The sequence below is a fragment of the Microbacterium oleivorans genome (assembly GCF_013389665.1).
Taxonomy (GTDB): domain Bacteria; phylum Actinomycetota; class Actinomycetes; order Actinomycetales; family Microbacteriaceae; genus Microbacterium; species Microbacterium oleivorans_C.
On the sequence record NZ_CP058316.1, the window covers coordinates 308,214 to 331,176 of the forward strand.

Annotated in this window: 17 protein-coding genes; 4 read left to right on the forward strand and 13 right to left on the reverse strand. The window is 69.2% G+C overall.

The window, feature by feature from the left end; genetic code table 11:
- Positions 1 to 47: 47 nt before the first annotated feature.
- The 10 genes from typA to HW566_RS01600 all read right to left on the reverse strand — a co-directional run bounded on the left by typA (position 48) and on the right by HW566_RS01600 (position 14,239).
- Complete coding sequence (gene typA / locus HW566_RS01555; protein ID WP_178009799.1) at positions 48 to 1,961, reverse strand: translational GTPase TypA; 1,914 nt, start codon at positions 1,959 to 1,961, stop codon at positions 48 to 50.
- 108 nt (positions 1,962 to 2,069) lie between these two features.
- A complete protein-coding gene (locus tag HW566_RS01560) occupies positions 2,070 to 3,725 on the reverse strand; it encodes an ABC transporter ATP-binding protein (protein ID WP_178009801.1) in 1,656 nt (551 codons plus the stop codon).
- Entirely contained in the window at positions 3,722 to 4,765 is a 1,044-nt protein-coding gene (locus HW566_RS01565) for an ABC transporter permease (RefSeq protein WP_178009803.1), read from the reverse strand. The genes HW566_RS01560 and HW566_RS01565 overlap by 4 nt, the downstream gene beginning before the upstream one ends.
- On the reverse strand, positions 4,762 to 6,282 hold the full coding sequence (locus HW566_RS01570) for an ABC transporter permease (RefSeq protein WP_178009805.1): 1,521 nt from the start codon (positions 6,280 to 6,282) through the stop codon (positions 4,762 to 4,764). Before HW566_RS01570 ends, HW566_RS01565 begins: the two co-directional genes overlap by 4 nt.
- A gap of 112 nt (positions 6,283 to 6,394) precedes the next feature.
- A complete protein-coding gene (locus HW566_RS01575; protein ID WP_178009807.1) occupies positions 6,395 to 8,119 on the reverse strand; it encodes an ABC transporter substrate-binding protein in 1,725 nt (574 codons plus the stop codon).
- 234 nt (positions 8,120 to 8,353) lie between these two features.
- A complete protein-coding gene (locus HW566_RS01580) occupies positions 8,354 to 8,908 on the reverse strand; it encodes a PH domain-containing protein (RefSeq protein ID WP_178009809.1) in 555 nt (184 codons plus the stop codon).
- A gap of 13 nt (positions 8,909 to 8,921) precedes the next feature.
- Positions 8,922 to 10,646 carry a dipeptide ABC transporter ATP-binding protein gene (locus tag HW566_RS01585; protein ID WP_178009810.1) on the reverse strand — a complete coding sequence of 575 codons (1,725 nt, stop codon included), beginning with the start codon at positions 10,644 to 10,646 and terminating at the stop codon, positions 8,922 to 8,924.
- Positions 10,643 to 11,593: an ABC transporter permease gene (locus tag HW566_RS01590; RefSeq protein WP_178009812.1), complete on the reverse strand. Its 951-nt coding sequence runs from the start codon at positions 11,591 to 11,593 to the stop codon at positions 10,643 to 10,645. The genes HW566_RS01585 and HW566_RS01590 overlap by 4 nt, the downstream gene beginning before the upstream one ends.
- The gene (locus HW566_RS01595; RefSeq protein ID WP_178009814.1) at positions 11,583 to 12,512 is read right to left on the reverse strand and encodes an ABC transporter permease; all 930 of its coding nucleotides are present in this window, start codon (positions 12,510 to 12,512) and stop codon (positions 11,583 to 11,585) included. The genes HW566_RS01590 and HW566_RS01595 overlap by 11 nt, the downstream gene beginning before the upstream one ends.
- 116 nt (positions 12,513 to 12,628) lie before the next feature.
- Entirely contained in the window at positions 12,629 to 14,239 is a 1,611-nt protein-coding gene (locus HW566_RS01600; RefSeq protein WP_178009815.1) for a peptide ABC transporter substrate-binding protein, read from the reverse strand.
- 371 nt (positions 14,240 to 14,610) lie between these two features.
- Between HW566_RS01600 and HW566_RS01605 the strand changes: the two genes are divergently transcribed.
- The 4 genes from HW566_RS01605 to HW566_RS01620 are packed head-to-tail and all read left to right on the forward strand — an operon-like array spanning position 14,611 to position 18,468.
- A complete protein-coding gene (locus tag HW566_RS01605; RefSeq protein WP_178009817.1) occupies positions 14,611 to 15,771 on the forward strand; it encodes a M24 family metallopeptidase in 1,161 nt (386 codons plus the stop codon).
- Between the two features lie 2 nt (positions 15,772 to 15,773).
- Entirely contained in the window at positions 15,774 to 17,138 is a 1,365-nt protein-coding gene (locus HW566_RS01610; RefSeq protein WP_178009819.1) for a M20/M25/M40 family metallo-hydrolase, read from the forward strand.
- Positions 17,135 to 17,683 (forward strand): Lrp/AsnC family transcriptional regulator, encoded by a 549-nt coding sequence (locus HW566_RS01615; RefSeq protein ID WP_178009821.1) that lies wholly within the window; start codon positions 17,135 to 17,137, stop codon positions 17,681 to 17,683. Before HW566_RS01610 ends, HW566_RS01615 begins: the two co-directional genes overlap by 4 nt.
- 29 nt (positions 17,684 to 17,712) lie before the next feature.
- Entirely contained in the window at positions 17,713 to 18,468 is a 756-nt protein-coding gene (locus HW566_RS01620; RefSeq protein WP_256728818.1) for a CPBP family intramembrane glutamic endopeptidase, read from the forward strand.
- Between the two features lie 96 nt (positions 18,469 to 18,564).
- Here the strand turns inward: HW566_RS01620 and gcvP are convergent, their stop codons facing one another.
- Genes gcvP through gcvT form a run of 3 tightly spaced genes read right to left on the reverse strand, consistent with a single transcriptional unit; the run spans position 18,565 to position 22,927 of the window.
- Positions 18,565 to 21,381, reverse strand: a complete 2,817-nt coding sequence (gene gcvP / locus HW566_RS01625) for an aminomethyl-transferring glycine dehydrogenase (protein WP_256728982.1) — start codon at positions 21,379 to 21,381, stop codon at positions 18,565 to 18,567.
- Between the two features lie 53 nt (positions 21,382 to 21,434).
- Positions 21,435 to 21,818: a glycine cleavage system protein GcvH gene (gene gcvH / locus HW566_RS01630; protein WP_178009824.1), complete on the reverse strand. Its 384-nt coding sequence runs from the start codon at positions 21,816 to 21,818 to the stop codon at positions 21,435 to 21,437.
- Positions 21,815 to 22,927, reverse strand: coding sequence for a glycine cleavage system aminomethyltransferase GcvT (gcvT, locus tag HW566_RS01635; protein ID WP_178009826.1), 1,113 nt, complete (start codon positions 22,925 to 22,927; stop codon positions 21,815 to 21,817). The genes gcvH and gcvT overlap by 4 nt, the downstream gene beginning before the upstream one ends.
- Positions 22,928 to 22,963: the final 36 nt, after the last annotated feature.

Below are 22,963 nucleotides of genomic sequence, written 5' to 3' on the forward strand. Positions count from 1 at the left end.
GACCCCGGTGCCGCGGGGCGGTCCGGGGTCGTCGCGGGAGGGTGGGGTCAGACGCTTGCGTCCTGGCGCTTGGCGCGAGCCGTCGCGCGGCCGCGCTCGGTCGCGTCGAGCACGACCTTGCGGATGCGCACCTTCTCGGGGGTGACCTCGACGCATTCGTCGTCGCGAGCGAACTCGAGCGACTCCTCGAGGGTGAGCACGCGCGGCGGCGTCATCGACTCGAAGGAGTCCGAGGTCGACGAGCGCATGTTCGTCAGCTTCTTCTCCTTGGTGATGTTGACGTCCATGTCGTCGGCTCGCGAGTTCTCGCCGATGACCATGCCCTCGTAGACCTCTTCGGTGGGCTGGACGAAGAAGCTCATGCGCTCCTGCAGGGCGATCATCGCGAACGGCGTCACGACCCCGGTGCGGTCGGCGACGATCGAGCCGTTCTGGCGGGTCGTGATCGAGCCCGCCCAGTCGTCGTAGCCGTGGGAGATCGCGTTGGCGATACCGGTTCCGCGCGTGATCGTGAGGAACTCGCTGCGGAAGCCGATCAGGCCGCGCGAGGGGACGACGAACTCCATGCGAACCCAGCCGGTGCCGTGGTTGGTCATGTTGTCCATCCGGCCCTTTCGGGCGGCCATCAGCTGAGTGATCGCGCCGAGATGCTCTTCCGGCGAGTCGATCGTCAGGTGCTCGAACGGCTCCTTCAGCTTGCCGTCCTCGCCGCGGCGGGTGACCACCTGGGGCTTGCCGACGGTGAGCTCGAAGCCCTCGCGGCGCATGTTCTCGACGAGGATCGCCAGCGCCAGCTCACCGCGGCCCTGCACCTCCCACGCGTCCGGGCGCCCGATGTCGACGACCTTGAGCGAGACGTTGCCGATGAGCTCTCGGTCGAGGCGGTCCTTGACCATGCGTGCGGTGAGCTTGTGGCCCTTGACCTTGCCCATGAGCGGCGAGGTGTTGGTGCCGATCGTCATCGAGATGGCGGGATCGTCGACCGTGATCGCCGGCAGCGGCCGCACGTCCTCGGGGTCGGCGATCGTCTCACCGATGGTGATGTCGGCGAAGCCGGCGATGGCGACGATGTCGCCGGGGCCGGCGTCCTCAGCGGGGTAGCGCTCGAGCGCGCGGGTCTTGAGGAGCTCGGTCACCCGGGCGTTGCTGGTGGTTCCGTCGGCGCGCACCCACGCCACCGTCTGCCCCTTCTTCAGCGTGCCGTTGAACACCCGCAGGAGGGCGAGGCGGCCGAGGAACGGCGAGGAGTCGAGGTTGGTGACCCAGGCCTGCAGCGGTGCCTCGTCGTCGTAGGAGGGGGCCGGGACGTGCTCGAGGATCGCGCCGAAGAGCGGCTCGAGGTCGTCGTTGTCGGGGAGGGAGCCGTTGCCGGGGCGGTTCAGCGACGCCGCGCCGGCGCGACCGGACGCGTACACGACGGGAACGTCGAGAAGCGCGTCGACATCCAGGTCGGGCACGTCGTCGACGAGGTCGGAGGCGAGACCCAGCAGCAGGTCGTGCGCCTCCTCCTCGACCTCGGCGATACGGGCGTCCGGACGGTCGGTCTTGTTCACCAGGAGGATGACGGGCAGCTTCGCCTCGAGCGCCTTGCGCAGGACGAAGCGCGTCTGCGGCAGCGGGCCCTCGGAGGCGTCGACGAGGAGCACCACGCCGTCGACCATCGACAGGCCGCGCTCGACCTCGCCGCCGAAGTCGGCGTGACCGGGGGTGTCGATGACGTTGATGGTGACCGGAACGTCGGAGTGCAGTCCGTTGTAGGTGATCGCGGTGTTCTTCGCGAGGATCGTGATGCCCTTCTCGCGCTCGAGATCGTTCGAGTCCATCGCGCGCTCCTCCATGTGCTCGTGAGAGCCGAAGGAGCCGGTCTGGCGGAGCATGGCGTCGACGAGCGTCGTCTTGCCGTGGTCGACGTGCGCGACGATCGCGACGTTGCGGAGGTCAGGACGAAGGGCGTGCGCCATGAAGGGGGTCCTCAGGATGAAGGGGAAACGCCGGGATGCCGGCAGTCCAGTTTACCGCAGGCGCCCTGCACGGTTGCGGGGCGCCTGCGGAGCAGGCCGAGCGGGGCCTCAGGAGGCGTCGAGAGCCGCTCGACGCTCCTCGCGGCGGCGACGCTGTTCGACGGGATCGGGCACCGGCGACGCCGCGAGCAACTCGCGGGTGTACGCCTCGCGCGGCTGCAGCAGGACCTGCGATGTCGGTCCCTGCTCGACGGTGCGCCCGGACTTGAGGACGAGCACGTGGTCCGAGAGCTGATCGACGACGGCGAGATCGTGGCTGACCAGGATGCACGCGAACGCGTACGTCTGCTGGAGCTCACGCAGCATGTCGAGGACGGCCGCCTGGACCGACACGTCGAGTGCGGAGGTGGGTTCATCGGCGACGAAGAGCTTCGGGCGCAGGGTGAGCGCGCGGGCGATCGAGACGCGCTGACGCTGACCGCCCGAGAGCTCGTGCGGATAGCGCTCGAGCACATCGCGCGGCAGCCGGACCGCGTCGAGCAGCTCCCGCGCACGGTCGAGCCGCTCCGCCTTCGTGCCGACCCGGTGGATGGCCATCGGCTCGATGATGCAATCGCCGATCGGGAACCGCGGATCGAGAGATGCGGCGGGGTCCTGGAAGACGACGCCGATGTCGCGACGCACGTTCTTGGCCTTGCGCCCCCGGAGCTTGGCGAGGTCCTGTCCACCGAGGGTGAGCGTCCCACCCGCCACCGGCATCAGGCCGAGGACGGAACGCGCGATCGTCGACTTACCCGAGCCGGACTCGCCCACGATGCCGAGGACCTCACCCGCGGCGAGATCGAACGACACGTCCTCGACCGCGCGGAAGGTCTTGCCCCGCCCGGCGTATTCGAGCACGAGCCCCTGCGCCTCGAGCACGATGTCGCGCGAGGTGCCGCCCGCGGCTCGCGAGGTGAACTCCGGGTCGAGCCGGGGCACCGCCGCGAGGAGCTTCTTCGTGTACGGGTGCTGCGGGCGCGTGAGGACGTCGTCGACGGTCCCGACCTCGACGAGGTCGCCACGGTACATCACCGCCACCCGGTCGGCGATGTCGGCCACGACCCCCATGTTGTGGGTGATCAGGAGGATGCCGGCGTCGCGGTGATCCTTCAGGCGACGGAGGAGGTCGAGGATCTCGGCCTGGACGGTCACGTCGAGGGCTGTGGTCGGCTCGTCGGCGATGATCACCTTCGGGTCGAGCGCGATCGCCATCGCGATGACGATGCGCTGGCGCTGGCCGCCCGAGAACTGGTGCGGGTACTGCTTGATCCGCCGTTCCGGCTCGGGGATGCCGACCACCCGGAGGAGCTCGACGGACCGTTCGCGCGCATCGTCGCCGTACGCGACGTCGTGGAGCTCGAAGATCTCGGTCAGCTGGCGTTCGATCGTGAGGACCGGGTTCAGCGCCGTCATCGGCTCCTGGAAGATCATCGCGATCTCGCTGGCGCGGAGTTTGCGCATGCGCTCGTTCGGCAGCCCGATCACCTCGGTCTCACCGACCGTGATGGAACCGCTGGTGATCGCGTTCTCGGCGAGGAGCCCCATCGCGGCGAGCGAGGTCACCGACTTGCCGGACCCCGATTCACCCACGACGGCCACGACCTCGCCGGGACGGACCTCGAGCGAGATCCCCTTCACCGCGTTCACGTCCCCCGAGCCGGTGAGGAAGGTGACAGCGAGGTCGGTGAACTTCAATGCGGTACGCGTGGCAGTGACGCTCATGCGCGGTTCCTCCTCTTGATCTCGCGACGGACGCTCCGGGACTGACGCGGGTCGTACGCGTCGCGGATGCCGTCGCCCAGGAAGTTGATGGAGAGCGCGATCGCGAGGATCATCATGCCCGGCCACCAGAACAGCCACGGCCTGCTGGTGAAGCTGCCCTGGTACTGGCTGATGAGCAGACCGAGGGACGTCTCGGGCGGCTGAACGCCGAACCCGAGAAACGACAGCGAGCTCTCGAGCAGGATGGCGCCCGCGATGGCGAACGTCGCGTTAACGGCGATGACTCCGACCACGTTCGGCATCAGGTGCCGGAAGATGATGCGAGCACCCCCGGCGCCCGAGGCGCGGGCGGCGAGGACGAAGTCGCGCTCGCGGAGCGAGAGGACCTCGCCGCGGACCAGACGTGCGAGTCCGGTCCAGGTCAGCAACGAAAGCAGGAACGCCAGGATGATCGGGTTCTTTCCGATGTTGCCCGCGATCTGTCCGACGACGGCGGCCAGGGCGAGCAGCGGGATGACGATGAACAGATCGGTCAGACGCATGAGCACCGAGTCGACCCAGCCGCGGTAGTAGCCCGCGACCGCGCCGATGATGCTGCCGATCGCGGTGGACGAGATGCCCAGCACGAGACCCAGGAGGATCGAGCGCTGCGTCCCCATCATCGTGAGCGCGAAGTAGTCCTTTCCGGTGTTCTCCTGTCCGAAGGGGTGCTCGCCGATCCGGATGCCGTCTCCCCCGAGCCACTCCGGGATGAGACTCAGGGTCGGGATGCCGCCGTCGACGACGTCTCCCGCCGCGCGATAGTCGTGCGGCCACCAGCCGGGGATGCCGAAGAAGCCGACCGAGGTGAAGCTCAGCAGCGTGAGGAAGATCAGGATCACCGCCGAGACCGTCGCCGCCCGGTGCCGCAAGAAGCGTCCCCAGACGATACGGGCCTGCGACCGCGGCGCGGCCGTGCTCTTGGCCAGTGCCGCGTCCTCGGCCTCGGCGACCGAGAGGACCGACGTGGTCGTCGGAACGTTGTCGTTCGGGTTCGTCATACTCGGATCCTCGGGTCGATGACGGCGTAGAAGATGTCCGCCAACATGTTGAAGACGATCGCGGCGAGGCCGGTCACGAGGAAGAAGGCCATCACGGGGTTCGGGTCGACCTGGCTGAGTCCGCTCGCGAACAGCTCGCCCATACCCTTCCAGCCGAAGACGCGCTCGGTGATGACGGCGCCGCCGATGAGGCCGGCGAAGTCGAACGCGGCGATCGTCGCGATGGGGATGAGGGCGTTGCGGAAGGCGTGACGGAAGATCACCAGGCGCTCGGGGACGCCCTTGGCCCGCGCGGTGCGGATGAAGTCCTGGTTGCCGACCTCCAGCATGGAGGTCCGGGTGTACCGGCTGTAGGACGCCAGCGAGATCACCGTGAGCAGCAGCGTCGGAAGCAGCATCTGCGTGCCGATGTCGAGGAAGGTCTGCCAGAACGTCCCGTCGAAGTTCGGCGTCTGCGCACCGATGGTGGAGATCGGACGCGGCTTGCGATCCAGGAACGACGGCCAGACCCGGAAGAGCGCGTCGACGACGGTCAGCAGAGCGCCGCCGAAGATCGTCACGAATGCCACGACCGTCGCCGGCCCCTTGAAGCGCCCGCCGAAGAACCGGCCGATGAGGAACGGTACGACGATGGCCAGCACCGCGCCGGCGGCGAGGACACCCCAGTTCATGTAGTAGATGAACACGTTGGTCAACGCCAGGTGCATCACCACGACGAGCCCGGCCGAGGCCAGACCGATCACGAGGACACGGCGGTTGTGGAGTCCGACGGAGGCCACCGTGCCGCTCAGCGCGAGCAGGACCGTGAGCACCGCGACGCCAACGATCGTCAGACGCGGCTCGCGGAACGCATCGGTCGCCAGCATGAGGGGCAGCGCTGCCCCCACGAAGCCGGCCGCGACGGCGAAGGTGATGACGCGCCGCTTGAGCGAACCGCCCCCCAGCACCTGGACCACCACGCCGAGCACGACGGCGATCACGATGATCTGCGCCGGTGTCAGCTGGGGATCACGGATCCAGTCGTTGTATCCGATCGCGAGGTACTCCTTGAACAGCACCGCGGCCCAGAAGACCGGCAGGGAGAAGAAGAGGAACGTGAGGAACGTGACCGCGTAGTCCAGGCCGGAGTACTGACGGATCGCGGTGATGATGCCGATCGCGATGCCGATGATCAGCGCGAGGATCGTGGCCAGCAGAACGAGCCTGAGCGTCGAGGCCGCAGCCTGCCCGACCAGCGTGGTGACCTCGACGCCCTGGCGGGTGAGTCCGAGATCGCACTGGCCGATGAGGCACTTGCTCGCCCCGAGGAGCCAGCCGAGGTAGCGCTGGAACCACGGCTGGTCCAGGTTCATGTATTCGGTACGTCGGGCGATCAGCTGCTCGCGGTTATCCGCATTGCTCTCGCGCAGGTCCGCGAGCGGGTCGCCGGAATTGATCGTGAGGACGTACATCAGGAGGGATGCGGCGAGCATGATGCCCACCGCGGCCGCCAGACGGCGGATGATGAATTTCAGCACGGAAGTCGAGGTCCCTTGGTCGTACGCGGGGCACACGTGTGCCCCTCACGGGAGTGTGGGCCGTCACCGCAGCGACGGCCCACACTCTGGTCGTGTCAGAGACAGAATACGTTTATTCTGCGCGCGACCACTTCTCGGCGTTCCACATGATGCCGCTCTGGCCCACGGAGTGCTGAGCGTTCTCAATGGCGGCAGCGGCGGCGTCGACACCGGGGTGAGCGAACACCGGGATGCCGAACAGATCGTCCCAGAGCTGCTTCTCGATGATCTTCGTCTGCTCGAGGTGCACCGACTCGTCGAGGCTCGTGGCGAGGGTCTCCCAAGCCTGGTCGACGACCGGGTTGGAGTATCCGCCGTAGTTCTGCGGCTTGTCGGTGGCGTAGATGTTCTGGCCGGAGGTGATCTGGCCGGAACCGGCCCAGGCGAAGAGTGCGACGTCGTAGTCGCCGCGCTCCTGCGTACCGCCGGGCTGGAAGAAGTCGGCGTTGCCGACGTCCTGGATCTCGAAACCGGCCTGGTCGCACGAGGACTTGATCAGTGCGACCTCGTCAGCGCGGCGGGGGTTCGGGGCGGAGTATCCGATGCGCACGACGGTGCCGGCTGCACCGGCCGCGTCGACGAGAGCCTTGGCGCCCTCGACGTCGACCTCGTCGTACCGGCCGTCGTAGGCCGCCGAGACGACCTCGTCGTAGTTCTCCTGGAAGGGGAACACCTCACGCGCGTTCATGACCTCGGCGTCCGAGCTCACGGGCTTGATGAGGTTGTCGACGATCTGCTGGCGCGGGACGCACATCGCGAACGCCTGGCGCAGCTCGAGGCTGTTCGCGAGCGACGCGTTGCCCGTGAAGTTGAAGTCGAGGTGCTCCCACGTGAGGGTCTGGCCGGTCAGCAGCTGAGCTGCGTCACCGAGCTCTTCGATCTGCGAGACCGTGTCGACCGTCGGCTGCGGGGCGATGACATCGAGGTCACCGTTCTGCAGGGCCTGGACCATCGCGTCCTGCTCCACGAAGCGGATGACGAGCTCGTCGTTGGCGGCCGGCTCACCGTAGTAGCTCTCGTTGCGCTTGAGGGTCACCGACTGGCCGGCCTCCCACGAGGAGAGCACGTACGGGCCGGAGCTGGGGATCAGCGCCTCGTCCGGCAAGGTGCCGGGAGCGGTGTTCCACCCCGTGTTCCAGAACTCGGCGGCCGTGGCGAGCGCCTCGGCGTCGCCGCCGCGGATCGCGTCGACGAGCTCCTCGGTCGACATGCCGCCCTGCTCGGCGACCACGTGCGCCGGGCTGAGCATCCAGGTCTGGATCTGCCAGTCGGGATCGGGCGCGGCGAACTCGACCGTGAACGACTTGCCCTCGGCGTCGCCCTGCGGGCCCTCGGGGACGGTGTCGCCCAGATCCTGCGAGACGGAGTTGAACAGCGGGCCTTCGCCGCTGGTCAGGTTCGCGTTCTGCACGCCCCACGCGAGGACGGCGTCGGCGACCGTGATGGGGGTGCCGTCGGACCACTCGGCGTCATCGGCGATGGTGTACTCGACGACCATGGGGTCTTCCGAGATCAGCTCGTACGAGCCCAGGTCGGCGTTCGGCTGGATGGCGCCGACCTCGTCGAAGTAGCTGAAGCCCGCGAGGAGCCGGTCCACGATCGCCGAGTTGTACGTCGAGTACGTCTCGGGGGTGAACCCGTTGTAGCTGATGAAGTCGTTCGGGCCGACCGAAACCGAGATCGACTGGCTCGTCGAGGTCTCCTCCTGGTCGCCGCCGTCCGCCGGCGCGCAGCCGGCGACGACGAGCGCCAGTGCTGCGGCGCTCGCGGCCGCCATGGAGATACGTGTGAAACGCATTCCCACTCCTGTTCTCTTGATGATCCGGGTGACGGAAGACCTTTCCGTTCCCCGCCCGCCGACCTGGTCGCCGGGCTCAGATGAGAACTACCCTTGCGTGCGTTCGTTTCGATCGTGTTGCGTGAAACGAGTTCGTTAGCAAAATGTGTCCTCCCCGTGCCGCCCCCGGCGCACGGCCTGCTCACCGTCGGACGCGATGGGTGAGCACTTCGTCAGGGGCCGGTGCGCGGAGGGTCACCCGCCGACGACGACCGCCACGACGGCGTACACGGCGATGACCGCGAGCGGGATCAGGACGGCGCGGTTCCAGATCGTCGTGACCCGGCTCTCCCCGGGCCGGTCGGCGTTCTCGCGCCAGCGCTCGCGGATCTCGTCCACCTCGCGCACCGCTGCCGGCCCGCGCGGCGCGTCGTGGGCCTCGATCGTGCGGGCGCCACGGGGCACGCGCGCCGGTCGGCCCGGTGAGGGACCCCCGAAGGCGGAGAACGAACGCCCCTCCGTCGTGTCGACGGTGACCTGCCAGCGCAGCCTCACGTCCGACACCGCCGACCAGGGCACCCGCGTCACGCGGAACGGATTCGCGATCACGATGGCCCGATCGTCGATGGAGACGAAGGGCGCATACAGGAGCGCGTACATGACCCACAGGGCGAGGAGCACCCAGGGCGCGATCAAGAAGCCCTGGAGCGCCCCGCCCCGGACGAAGACGTCGACGAGCAGGAACACGCCGAGGATGCCGAAGCCGGCGACCGCGACGACCGCCGATGCCGGACGGTAGGTCTTCCTCATCCCGGCACGCGGGTCAGACGCCGAACTGGAAGCCCGCGCCGGGGATCGCCGCGAGCAACTCGCGGGTGTAGTCCTCGGTGGAGTGATCGAAGACCTCGTCGGTCGTCGCCGACTCGACCAGCCGGCCCCGTCGCATGACCGACACGTTGTCGGCCACCAGACGCACGACCGCGAGGTCGTGCGTGATGAACAGGTACGTCAGATCCAGTTCGGTCTGCAGCTCGGTGAGGAGTGTGAGGATCTGCCCCTGCACGAGCACGTCGAGCGCCGACACGGCTTCGTCGAGCACGAGAACATCCGGCTTGAGCGCGAGGGCCCGGGCGATGGCGACGCGCTGACGCTGACCGCCGGAGAGCTCGCTGGGATACCGGTCCTTGGCGGCGGCGGGCAGCGAGACCTGATCGAGCAGCTCGCGCACGCGTGCAGAGCGCTCCTTCTGGCTGCCGAACTTGTGCACGCGCATGGGCTCGGAGATGGTGTCGCCGACGCTGTACTGCGGGTCGAGCGTGCCGTAGGGATCCTGGAACACGGGCTGCACACGGCGCCGGAACGCGAGCTCTTCGGCTCGATTGAGACCGCCGAGCTTCTTGCCGTCGAATCGGATCTCCCCCGACGTCAGCTGCTCGAGCTGCAGGAAGAGCTTGGCCAGCGTCGACTTGCCCGATCCCGACTCGCCCACGATCGCCGTGGTCGTGCCCTTCGCGACCTGGATGCTGACATCGTCGACCGCGACGATCTCCTTCGACGACAGTCCGCCGGTGCGCACCTTGTAGACGCGACGCGCGTTGCGGATGTCGATGAAGTCGGGCTGAGCGGCGACGACCTCGGCCTCCGCCTCGCGCTCCTCGGCGCGGGCGAGGAACTTCTCGCCCGCACCGAAGACGTCGGCGTCCTCGTGGTGACGCACCGCCTGGATGCGCCGCGAAGCGAGGCTCGGCGCCGCCGAGACGAGACGCTTCGTGTAGGGGTGCTTCGGGTCGGCGAGGATCTCCTGCGACGGGCCGGACTCGACCACCCGACCGCGGTACATCACGACCAGGTGCTCGGCCCGCTCCGCGGCGAGCCCGAGGTCGTGGGTGATGAAGAGCACCGAGGTGCCGAAGTCCGAGGTGAGGGTGCCGAGGTGATCGAGGATCTGACGCTGCACGGTCACGTCGAGAGCCGAGGTCGGCTCGTCGGCGATGAGGAGCTTCGGACGGGCCGACAGGCCGATGCCGATCAGCGCACGCTGCCGCATCCCGCCGGAGAACTGATGCGGATACTGCCGCATCCGATCCTCGGCGTCGGGCAGACCGGCCTCGGTGAGCACCTCGACCGCACGGTCGCGGACGCCGGCACGACCCGTCGCGCTGCGGTTGGAGCGCACCGCCTCGCGCACCTGGAAGCCGACGGTCAGCACGGGGTTGAGGTTCGACATCGGGTCCTGCGGCACGTACCCGATCTGCGCGCCGCGCACGGCCTGCAACTCGCGGTTCGAGAGGGCGGCCAGGTCGCGGCCCTCGAACATGATCTGGCCGTCCGTCACGCGTCCCGTTCCCGGCAGCAGCCGGATGATCGCCTGAGCAGTGGTCGACTTGCCCGAACCCGACTCCCCGACGATCGCGACCGACTGTCGCGGGTAGATCGTCAGGTCGACGCCCCGCACCGCCGGAACGAGTCCCGCCTTCGTCTGGAAGCCGACGTGGAGGTTGCGGATGTCCAGGAGCGGCGTGGCTTCGGAGGACGTGGTGTCGCTCATCGGCGCGCACGCTCCTTCGGGTCGAGGGCGTCGCGCACGACGTCGCCCAGCATGAGGAAGGACAGGACCGTCACCGACAGCGCGGCGGCGGGGTAGATCAGGACCATCGGGCTGGTGGTCAGCGACTGTCGGGCGGCGTTGATGTCGTTGCCCCAGCTCATCACCGTCGGCGGCAGCCCGATGCCCAGGAACGACAGGGTCGCCTCGGCGACGATGAAGGTTCCGAGCGAGACGGTCGCGACGGCGATCACCGGCGCGATCGCGTTCGGCAGGACATGACGCAGCAGGACGCGCCAGCGCGAAACCCCGAGTGCGATGGACGCCACGACGTAGTCTGCCTGCTTGGCCGACAGCACCGCGCCGCGCATGATGCGGGCGATCTGGGGCCAGGCGAAGACGGCGATCACGAGGGCCACCACCAGGGGGGTCCGCTCGGGCACCACCGACATGAAGACGATCGCGCCGAGAACGGTGGGGATGGCGAAGAAGATGTCCGCCACGCGCGAGAGGATCGCGTCGAGGATGCCGCCGTAGTAGCCGGCGAGGGCTCCGACGATCGATCCGAAGATCGCGACCATGACCGTCGCCACGACACCGACCAGGATCGACGACTGCGTCCCGTAGATCACACGCGCGTAGACGTCGCATCCCTGACGGGTGAAGCCGAACGGGTGTCCTGCGGCCGGACCGCCGTTGCTGTTGGCGAGCAGGCAGTTGGCGGTCGGCGAGACGGGCGAGAACAACCCGGGGAACATCGCGACGACGAGGATGAGCACGATGAGGACGGCCGAGACCCAGAACATGGGCCGCCGGCGCATCGACTGCCACGCGTCGCTCCAGACCGTCCGGGGCTTGTCGTCGGTGGCGACGGCGTCGATCGCCTGGAGGGGCGTCTCCTCTTCGGGAGCGACGAAGTGGTCCTGATTCCGGCGGAGATTACTTGGCATAGCGGATCCTCGGGTCGAGCCAGGCGTAGAGAAGGTCGACGAGCAGGTTCGCCAGCATGATGATGATCACCATGATGGCGACGAAGGACACGACCGTGGGTCCCTCTCCGATCGTGATGGCGCGATAGATCGTGCCGCCGACACCGTTGATGTTGAAGATGCTCTCGGTGACGATCGCACCCACCATGAGCGAACCGAGGTCGACACCCAGGTACGTCACGACGGGGACGAGCGAGTTGCGGAGCACGTGGACGGTGACGACGCGGGGGCGGCTGAGACCCTTCGCGGTGGCGGTGCGCACGAAGTCCGCGGAGAGGTTCTCGGCGACCGACGAGCGGGTGAGCCGGACGATGTAGGCGAAGGAGACCGTCGCAAGCACGATGGCCGGCAGGAGCAGCTCGTCCCACGGCGCCCCCGCGCTCACGGTCGTGCGGAACCAGCCCAGTCTGATGCCCAGGAGGTATTGGAGCACGAAGCCGATGACGAAGGTGGGCACCGAGATCAGCAGCAGACTCACGACGAGGGCGCTGGCGTCGAAGAGCTTGCCCTTGCGCAGGCCGGCGATGAGGCCGATGACGATGCCGAACACGGCCTCGATCGCGAGCGCGAGAACTGCGAGGCGGAGTGTGATCGGGAATGCCTGCGCCATGACGTCGATGACCGGGCGACCGGAGAAGGTCGTGCCCCAGTCACCCTGCAGCAGCGCTCCGATGTAGAGGAAGTACTGGACGATGAAGGGCTTGTCGAGGTTGTACTGCGCGCGAACCGACTCGATCACCGCGGGCGAGGGCTGGCGATCGCCGTAGAGGGCGGCGATCGGGTCTCCCGGCAGGAGGAAGACGAGGGCGTAGATGAGAAGGGTCGCCCCGAAGAAGACGGGGATCAGCTGCAGCAGCCGTCGACCGATGAACCAGAGCATCGACGAATAGTTCCTAAATGGGTACGGGTGGCGGTGGGGCGGGGGCGCCGATCAGCACGGTGTCCGGGACGCAACGCGCCCCGGACACCGTACTCGATGATCGTCGGAAGCCGAACTCAGCCCTTGGTCACCTGGTTGTACAGCGGCACCGAGTCCCAGCCGAAGACGACGTTGTCGACGCCCTCGCCCCAGACGCCCACCGCGTTCTGGTACCACAGCGGAACGCTGGGCAGGTCACGCATCAGGATCTCCTGGGCCTGCTCGTAGAGACCGGCCGCGTCCTCGACGGACGGAGCGGATGCGGCCTCGGTGAGCAGCGCGTCGAACTCGGGGTTGGTGTACCCCTCGTAGTTCGAGCTGCCGCCGGTGCTGTACTGCGCCGACAGGAAGTTGCCCTGCGACGGGTAGTCCGCCTGCCATCCGGCACGCGTGGCGCCGGTGAGGGTGCCGGTGGTACGCAGGTCGAGCGCCGCGGCGAACGTCGGGAACGGAAGACCGCTCGCCTCGATGCCGAGGGTGTTCGAGATGCTGTTCGCGACCGCGTCGACCCAGGCCTGGTGGCCACCGTCGGAGTTGTAGGCGAGCGTGAACGGACCGGTGTAGGCGTTGATCGCCTCGGCCTCGGCCCACTTGGCCTGCGCCTCCTCGGGGTTGTACTCGAGGACCTCCGCGCCGGGCAGGCTGTCGCTCCAGCCCTCGACGACCGGCGACGTGAAGTCCGTGGCCGGCGTGCGGGTGCCCTGGAAGATCGTGTCGGTGATCTCCTCGCGGTTGATCGCCATCGAGATCGCCGCGCGACGCAGCTGTCCCTCTTCGTCGTTGCCGAAGCCCGGCAGGTAGAAGGGGACGTTGAAGCCCTGGTAGATCGCGGCGGGCTGGTTGACCGAGCGCTCCGGGAAGTCGGTCTCGTACGTCGCGAACGCGGTGTCGGGCACCGTGTCGAGCACATCGAGGTTGCCACCCTGCGCGTCCGCGTACGCGGACTCCAGCGAGGTGTAGAACACGATGTTCAGGCCGTCGTTCGCGACCTCGCGCACACCGTTGTAGTCCGGGTTCGGAACGAGGTTGATGCCCTCGTTGTGGCGCCAGGCGCTCTCGTCCTCGAGCATGTAGGGGCCGTTGCCGATGGGGCTCTCCCCGAACGCGGCGAGGTCGTCGAACGCCACCGACGGAAGCGGCATGTAGGCCGTGTAGCCCAGACGCAGCGGGAAGTCGGCGTCGGGTGCCTTGAGCGTGACGGTGAACGTCATGTCGTCGACGACGGCGAGGCCCGTGGGCGCCGTGCTTCCGTCGTCCGACGCGCCCTCGATCGTGTAGAACCAGTACGCGCCGTCGACGTCCTGCGCACCGGCGGTCCAGGTGTCGACGAAGGTCTGCGCCGTGATCTCTTCGCCGTTGCTGAACGTCCAGCCATCGGCGACGGTGATCGTCCAGACGACGTTGTCATCGCTCTCGATCGAGGAGGCGACCTCGTTCTGGATGGTGCCGTCGGCCTGGTAGCTCACGAGACCTGCGTAGATCGAGGTGAGGATGCGGCCACCACCGGTCTCGGTGGTGCCGAACGTGACCAGCGGGTTCTGCGGCTCGGTGCCGTTCGTTGTGATGATCGCGGAGGCGTTGGAGCCCCCGCCCGTGTCGCTGTCGCCGCCGGCCGAGCAACCGGCAAGCGTGAGCGTGACGGCGGATACCAGCGCGATCGCGCCGACTCCCCAACGTCGTCTCGACATGTTTCCTCCTGGGTGACGGGTACGCGCTCACGATCGACGGCGGTGAAGACACGCCGGTGTCGGGAGCACGGGATATACCCCCGACGATAGGCGCGGTCCACCCCTGTGACCGCATCCAGGCAGAAACCGTTACATGTCGGCAACAATCGCCGAGCGCGGGTTGGCAACTTGCTCGGCGATGCGCCCGCTCGCTGGGCGGTGCGACCGCGCGGCGTGCCGGGCAGCGCCGACCCCACCCTCGAGTGCCCTTCGATAGCGAGGCCGCGTCGCTCCCAGACCTTCGATACGAAGGTTCCAAGCCCGGACAACCGCTTGAGGTAAGGTCGACCCGACCCGCAGATCGCGGACGGTCAGACCGGAAGAGAGCCGCCGTGGCGAACGAAGCCATCCTCATCTACGCGAGCACGCTTGCCGCGGACATGCGCCATGTGATCCCCCACGACGTGCACGACCCGTTCCTCTACCTCGAACTGGACGGCGCGCCCCATGTGGCCATCAAGTCGCTCGAGGCCGCCCGTATGCGCGACGTCCCCGGGATGACGGTGTTCCCGCTGGACGAGCTCGGCTTCGACGACTTCCGTGCGGCCGGACAGGACCCCGATCTCGCGGAGCTGTCGACGCTCGTCGCCGCCTGCCGGCGGCTGGGCGTGACCGCCGCGGCCGTGCCGCCGACCTTCCCTCTCGAAGTCGCCGACCATCTCCGGGCCCACGACGTCGACGTCCGCGTCGACCGCGAGCTCTTCGTCCAGCGTCGCCGGGTGAAGACGCCCCACGAGCTCGCCGGCATCCGTCGCGCGCAGGTCGCCGCCGAAGCGGGCGTGTCCCTGGTCGCCGACGCCATCGACCGCGCCACCGTCGGCCCCGACGGCGGGCTGCTCCTCGAGGGCGTCCCGCTCACGTGCGAGGACCTCAAGGACCGCATCCGGTCGGTGTTCCTGCGCAACGGCTGCGAGGACGCCGGGATGATCGTCGCGCACGGCGCGCAGACCTGCATCGGGCACCATGCCGGCTCGGGCCAGATCTTCGAGGGCGAGCCGGTCACGGTCGACATCTGTCCCCGCGACATCGCATCCGGCGGCAACTCCGACATGACGCGCACCTTCGTCAAGGGCGACATCGACGACGAGCTGGCGTTCTACTACGACATCGTCAAGAAGTCCTTCGATGCGACGCTCGCGGCCATCCGCCCCGGGCTGCCCGTCGCCGAGCTGCACCGGATCTCCTGCGAGCCGATCGAGGCCGCGGGACAGCCGACGCAGCTGACGAAGAAGCCCGGCGAGGTGCTCGACGAGGGCTACTTCCACTCCCTCGGCCACGGCGTCGGCCTCGAGGTGCACGAGCCCCCGAGCCTGAACCAGAACGATGCCGTGCTGGTGGCCGGAGACGTCATCGCGATCGAGCCCGGCTGCTACCGACAGGGATTCGGCGGGGTCCGGCTCGAGGACATCGTGCTGGTGACGGAGGACGGCTACGAGCTCATCTCGGACTACCCCTACGAGCTCGTCCCCGTCTCGCTCCCCCGAGGCAAGTGACGATGACCCGCGATCCCCGCATCGACGCCGCCTCGGACGAGATCGTCGCGAGCTGGCAGGAGCTGTGCCGGTTCCCGACCGTGGCCGGCCGTCTCGACGCGATCGAGCAGGCGGCGACGTGGATCGAGTCGCGCCTCGCGCCGCTGATGGACCGCGTCGAACGCTATGACATCCCCGGCTACGGACCCGTCGTCGTCGGGTTCCGCGCCGGCGACAGCGAGACCTCGCTGCTGCTGTACAACCACTACGACGTCCAGCCGGAGGGCGACCCGGAACGCTGGACCTCCGCCCCGTACGCCGCCGAGATCCGCGACGGTGCCATGTACGCGCGCGGCGCCTGCGACGACAAGGCCGACGTGGCGGGGCGCCTGGCGTCGCTACGCCTGTGGATCGACGAGAACGACGGCCGTGTGCCCTACAGCCTCATCTACCTCGCAGACCCGTGCGAGGAGATCGGGAGCCCCGGCCTCGACGAGGTCATCGCGGCGCACGCGGACGAGCTCCGCGCCGACGCTTGCCTGTGGGAGAGCTACCTCCGCGAGGAGGACGGCCGGCCGGCGGTCGGGTTCGGATGCCGCGGGTCGGTGGAGATCGAGCTCGGGCTCGACATCCTCGCGGCCGCGCAGCATCCCTCGTACTCGTCCATCCTGCGATCCGCGCCGCTCGAACTCATGGCCGCGATCTCGTCGATGCGGACGGAGGACGGCCGCATCGCCGTCGCCGGGGTGCGCGACGACGCGATCGTGCCGGACGAGCGCGCACGACGGCGGACCGCGGACATCACCCTGCCGGGGCCGTCGATCGCTCGCGAGGGCGTGACTCCGTACCTCACAGGGACGACCTCGGACCTGACGACCCGTTTCGTCTTCGAGCCGTCGATGAGCCTGTCCGGCTTCGATCTCGACGACGGCGTGCGTCAGAGCATCCCGGCCTCGGCCTCGGCGCGCGTGCGGTTCGGGCTCGTCCCGGGCATGCAGCCCGATCGGGTGGTCGACGCCGTGCGGGCTCACCTCGCCCTCCGGCATCCCGACATCTCGGTGTCGGTCCTCCGCGCGATCGCGCCGGCCTACTCCCCCGTGGAGTCGCCGTTCGGCGAGGCCGTGCTGCGGGCGGCCGGGCACGCGTACGGCGCCGAGCCCGTCGCCTACGACATCATGACCGGCGCCGGTCCCGGAGCGCTCTTCCTCGAGCACCTCGGAGCGCCGATCATCTCGCCCACCGGCACGCTGCGACCCGCCGGGAACATGCACGGGTACGACGAGCACGGCTATGTGGAGGACTTCCTCGACCACGTGCAGTTCACTCTCGACGTGTTCCGCGAGCTCGAGCGCAGCGGCTTCGCGGACTCCGGCCGGGGGCGGGCGTGAAGACCGACCCCGCCGCGCTGCGTTCCCTCCTCGAGCCCGAGCGCGACGTCCTCGAGCTCGACGACGTCGACCGTCAGATCCTGCACCGCCTGCACGAGGACGCGCGCGCGTCCATGCGCAGCATCGCCGTCGGCGTCGGAATGTCGGCGCCCGCCGTCGCGGAGCGCGTCGCGCGGATGGAACGCGCGCACGTCATCCGCCGTCACACGATCGAACTGGACTGGGCCGCGCTGGGATACCCGATGCTCGTGGTCATGCCGATGCGTCTGACCGGCGACGCCGACGTGGCAGCGGTCCTGACAGCGCTGAAGGCGATCGACGCGATGACCGAGGTGATCGTGCTCGCGGCGGACTACGACCTCATGGCGCGGTTCCGCGTGCGCGATCACGCGGACCTGCAACGCCTCCTCGTCGAGCAGATCTGGCCGATCGCCGGGATCGACCGCGTCGAGACGATGCTCTCGATCGGGCGCCTCGCCGATCCCGAGCCGCTCCAGCACGTTCTCGCGACCGAGCTGCCGGCACGCAAACGACGCCGCAGCTGAGCGGTCGCGGCGCGATCTACCATCGAACCGTGACGTCGATATCGCGAACCCGGCTGACGTGGGAGATCGTCCTCGTACTGGCCCTGTCGGTCGGTCGTTCCGCCTTCTTCTCGGTGCTCTCCTTCGTCCAGGCCGTCACCAGGGAGGTCGCGCTCGGCGACCAGTCGACCTCGCTGAATCCGGGCGCGGCGACCGTGGATCCGTGGTCCGTCGTCTCGCAGGCCGCGTCTCACGTGTTCAACCTCGCGCCGGTCGCGCTGGCGATCTACTTCCTCTGGGAGCCGGGTCGCTCGGCCCTGCGCCGGATCGGGCTGGACTTCCGGATGTTCGGAAGGGATGCCGGCAGCGGCATCCTGCTCGTCCTGGTGATCGGGGTGCCGGGGCTGGGGCTCTACGCGCTGGGCCGCGCCCTCGGCATCACCGTGCAGGTCGGTGCGGCGCCGCTCGACGGCGGGTGGACCGCGGTGATGCTGCTCACCCTCGCCGCGCTGCGGGCCGGTCTCACCGAGGAGGTCATCTTCATCGGGTACCTCTTCGACCGCCTGCGTCGACTCGGCTGGAGCACCTGGACGATCATCCTGTCGACGGCGGGCCTGCGCGGGCTGTACCACGCCTACCAGGGCATCGGTCCGATCTTAGGCAACCTCGCGATGGGCGTGGTCTTCGGATGGGTGTACCACCGCTGGGGTCGGGTCATGCCGCTCGTCGTCGCGCACGTCGTGATCGACCTCGTCGCGTTCATCGGCTACCCGCTCGCCGCCGCCTGGTGGCCTGCCCTGTTCTGATTCTGAGCCGAGAACGCACCGTCCCGCCGAGGTGGCACCCTCCAGGGTGCGTGCTCGGCGGGACGGTGCGTTCTCACAGCCGTCGCGGCGAGCGGGTCAGGCGAAGGCCTCGATCGGCGGGCAGGCGCATACGAGATTGCGGTCGCCGTAGGCCTGGTCGATACGGCGCACCGGGGGCCAGTACTTCGTGCGAACCAGCGACCGGACGGGATAGACGGCGTCCTCACGCGAGTAGGGATGCGACCACTCGGCGCCGATGACAAATTCGGCCGTGTGGGGTGCCGCGACGAGCGGGTTGTCCGCACCGGGCCACTCCCCCGAGGCCACCTTGTCGGCCTCGGCGCGGATGGCGATCATCGCCTCGACGAAGCGGTCGATCTCGTCGAGGTCCTCCGACTCCGTCGGCTCGACCATGAGGGTTCCGGCCACCGGGAACGACATCGTCGGCGCGTGGAAGCCGTAGTCGATGAGGCGCTTGGCGACGTCGTCGACAGTGACCCCGGTACGCTCGCGCAGCGGGCGCAGGTCGAGGATGCACTCGTGGGCGACCAATCCGCCTTCCCCCGCGTAGAGCACGGGGTAGTGCTCGCGCAGGCGCACGGCCACGTAGTTGGCCGCGAGCACCGCCGCCCCCGTTGCATCCCGGAGGCCCCGGGCGCCCATCATCCGGACGTAGGCCCACGAGATCGGCAGGATCGAGGCCGACCCGTAGGGCGCGGCCGACACCGCACCGCCGTCGAAGGTGAAGCCGCCCGCGTGTTCCGCGCGCTGAGCGAGGGGGTGGGACGGCAAGAAGGGCGCCAGATGCGCCTTCGCGGCCACCGGCCCGACCCCCGGGCCGCCACCGCCGTGCGGGATGGCGAAGGTCTTGTGGAGGTTCAGGTGCGACACGTCTCCGCCCAGGTCGCCGAAGCGGGCGAACCCCAGCAGCGCGTTGAGGTTGGCCCCGTCGACGTAGACCTGGCCGCCCGCGTCGTGGACGGCGCCGGTGATCGCGAGCACCTCGTGCTCGTACACCCCGTGGGTGGAGGGGTAGGTGATCATCAGCGCCGACAGGGCGTCGGCGTGAGTCGCGACCTTCGCGCGCAGGTCGTCCAGATCGACGTTGCCCGCCTCGTCGCAGGCGACGACCACGACCCGCATGCCCGCCAGGACCGCGGAGGCCGCGTTGGTGCCGTGCGCCGACGACGGGATCAGGCACACGTCGCGGTGCCGGTCGCCGCGCGCATGGTGGTAGCCGCGGATCGCCAGCAGCCCGGCGAGCTCGCCCTGCGAGCCGGCGTTCGGCTGCAGCGACACCGCGTCGTAGCCGGTCACCTCGGCCAGCCAGGATTCCAGCTGGTCGACGAGCGCGAGGTAGCCCGCGACGTCGTCGGCGGGAGCGAACGGGTGCACACGGGCGAACTCGGGCCACGTGACGGCGGCCATCTCGGTCGCCGCGTTCAGCTTCATCGTGCACGACCCGAGCGGGATCATGCCGCGATCGAGCGCGTAGTCGCGATCGGCGAGCTGCTTGAGGTAACGCATCATCGCGGTCTCGGACCGATGGGTGTTGAACACCGGATGCGTGAGGTACTCGTCCTCGCGCCGGAGCGAGGGCACGGCGTGGCGCTCGTCCCATGCCGAGCCGGCGACGAACGCGAACGCCCGCTGCTGGGGGCCGCCGAACGCCTGGACCACGCGGTGGAGATCGGTCGTCGTCGTCGTCTCGTCGACCGAGATCCCCACGGTATCGTCGTCGTGCCGCCACAGCTGGACGCCCAGCTCGCGCGCCCGAGCGACGACCTCCGCCGCGCGGCCGGGCACCCGCGCGCTCACGGTGTCGAAGAAGGTCTCATGCCGGAGCTCGACCCCGGCCTCGTGCAGCCACTGCGCCAGGAGCGCGGCGTGGCCCGTGACACCGGACGCGATCGCGCGCAGCCCCTCAGGGCCGTGGTAGACCGCGTACATCGAGGCCATGACGGCCAGGAGCACCTGTGCGGTGCAGATGTTGGAGGTCGCCTTCTCGCGACGGATGTGCTGCTCGCGGGTCTGCAGCGACAGCCGGTAGGCGGGGTTGCCCGCGGCGTCGACCGAGACGCCGACGAGGCGACCGGGGAGCTGGCGCTCGAGACCGGACCGCACCGCCATGTAGCCGGCGTGAGGCCCGCCGAAGCCCATCGGCACACCGAAGCGCTGCGTGGTGCCGACCGCGACGTCGGCGCCGAGCGATCCGGGCGAGCGCAACAGGGTCAGCGCGAGCAGGTCCGCCGCGACGACGACGAGGCCGCCGCGGCTCTGCACGTCGGCGATGACCGCTGCCGGGTCCCAGACCCGTCCCGACGCGCCCGGGTACTGCACGAACGCCCCGAAGACCTCCTCGTCCGAGGAGACGGCGCCCGCGGCCAGGTCGACCTCGCGCAGCTCGATGCCGAGCGCCTCGGCGCGGTGACCGAGAACGGCCTTGGTCTGCGGCATCGCATCGGCGTCGACGAGGAACACGTTCGAGCGGCTCTTCGAGGCCCGTCGGGCCACGAGCATCCCCTCCACGACGGCCGTCGACTCGTCGAGCATCGACGCGTTGGCCGTCGCGAGCCCGGACAGGTCGGTCACCATCGTCTGGAAGTTGATCAGGGCTTCGAGTCGGCCCTGCGAGATCTCGGGCTGATAAGGGGTGTAGGCGGTGTACCACGACGGGTTCTCGAGCACGTTGCGCTGGATGACCGCGGGGGTGAGCGTGTCGTAGTAGCCGAGCCCGATCATCGAGCGGGCGACCCGATTGCGCGCGGCGATCTCTCGCAGCTCGGCGAGGGCTTCGGCCTCGCTCGCCGCGCTCGGGATGACGCTGTCGGCGAGGGGGCCGACCTGGATGGATGCCGGGACGGCCCTGCCCACCAACGCGTCGATGTCGTCGTATCCGAGCGCGTCGAGCATGCGGCGCTGCGCTGCGGCGTCGGTGCCGATGTGGCGCGCGGCGAAGGCGGAGCTCACTGGTCACCGCCGGTGAGGGCGAGGTACGCGTCACGATCCAGCAGCGCGTCGGCGGTGGCCGGGTCGATCTCGATCCGGATCAGCCAGCCGTCCCCGAACGGGCCGGCGTTCACCAGCGAGGGATCATCCACGACGGCGTCGTTGACCTCGACCACCTCGCCGCTGAGCGGCGCGTACAGCTCGCCGACCGACTTCGTCGACTCGATCTCACCGCAGACCTCGTCGGCCACGACGGCGGTGCCGACGGCGGGGAGGTCGACGTAGACGACGTCACCGAGCTTCTCCGCGGCGTAATCGGTGATGCCGACGGTGGCCGTGGTGCCCGAGACGGCGACCCACTCGTGCTCGGCGGTGTACTTGAGGGCGGCGAGATCGGTCATTTCTTCCTCCGGTAGAACGGCAGCGTGGTGACGGTTGCAGGAACGCGCGTGCCGCGGACATCGAGCGCGAGCTCGGTGCCGGGAACGGCGAGATCGGGGGTGACGTAGGCCATCGCGATCGGATGGCCGAGGGTGGGACTCAGGGCGCCGCTGGTGATCTCGCCCACCGTGCGGCCGGCGGCGTCGACGACCGCGTAGCCCGCGCGGCCGGCACGGCGACCCTCGGCGGTCAGGCCGACGAGGACCGGGAGCGCGGTGGTCTCCCGAGCGGCGAGGCCCTCCCTGCCGACGAAGTCCCGCTTCTCGGCGGCGACGACGCGGCCGAGACCTGCCTGAGCCGGCGTGACCTCGAGCGTCAGCTCGTGGCCGTAGAGGGGCATGCCGGCCTCGAGCCGCAGCGTGTCGCGCGAGGCGAGGCCGGCGGGCACGAGGCCGTGGCCCTGCCCCGCCGCCAGCAGCGCGTCCCACAGCGCCTCGGCGGCGGCCACGGGGATGAGCAGCTCGAAGCCGTCCTCACCCGTGTATCCGGTGCGGGCCACGAGCACGGGGACGCCGTCGAAGAAGGCGTCCGCCCAGGCGTAGTAGCGGGTGTCGCGAAGCGCGGTACCGGATTCGGCGAGACCGCGTGTCGCCTCGAGGATCGCCAGCGCGGCCGGGCCCTGGACGGCCAGCAGGGCGTAGTCGTCCGTGACGTCGCGCACCGCCGCGTCCCATCCCTCGGCCCGCTCCTGCAGGGCCACCGCGACCGCAGCACGGTTGCCCGCGTTGGCGATGACGAGGAACTTCTCCTGGCTCAGCCGGTAGACGATGACATCGTCGATGATCCCGCCGTCGGCCGCGAGCACGAGGGAGTACTTGGCCTTGCCGACCGCCATCGCCGAGATCGCACCCGCGAGAGCGGCATCGAGGAACTCGCCCGCGACGGTCCCGGAGACGTCGAACTCGGCCATGTGCGAGATGTCGAACAGACCGGCGGCCGTGCGGACGGCGTGATGCTCAGCGAGGTCCGAGGTGTACCGAACCGGCATCAGCCAACCGCCGAAGTCGGTGAACGACGCGCCGAGCGCGGCGTGCCGGTGGTGCAGAGCTGTGGAGCGGGGATCTGACATGAGTTCTCCCGTTGCGGGCGGGCGGAGGCCACGGCT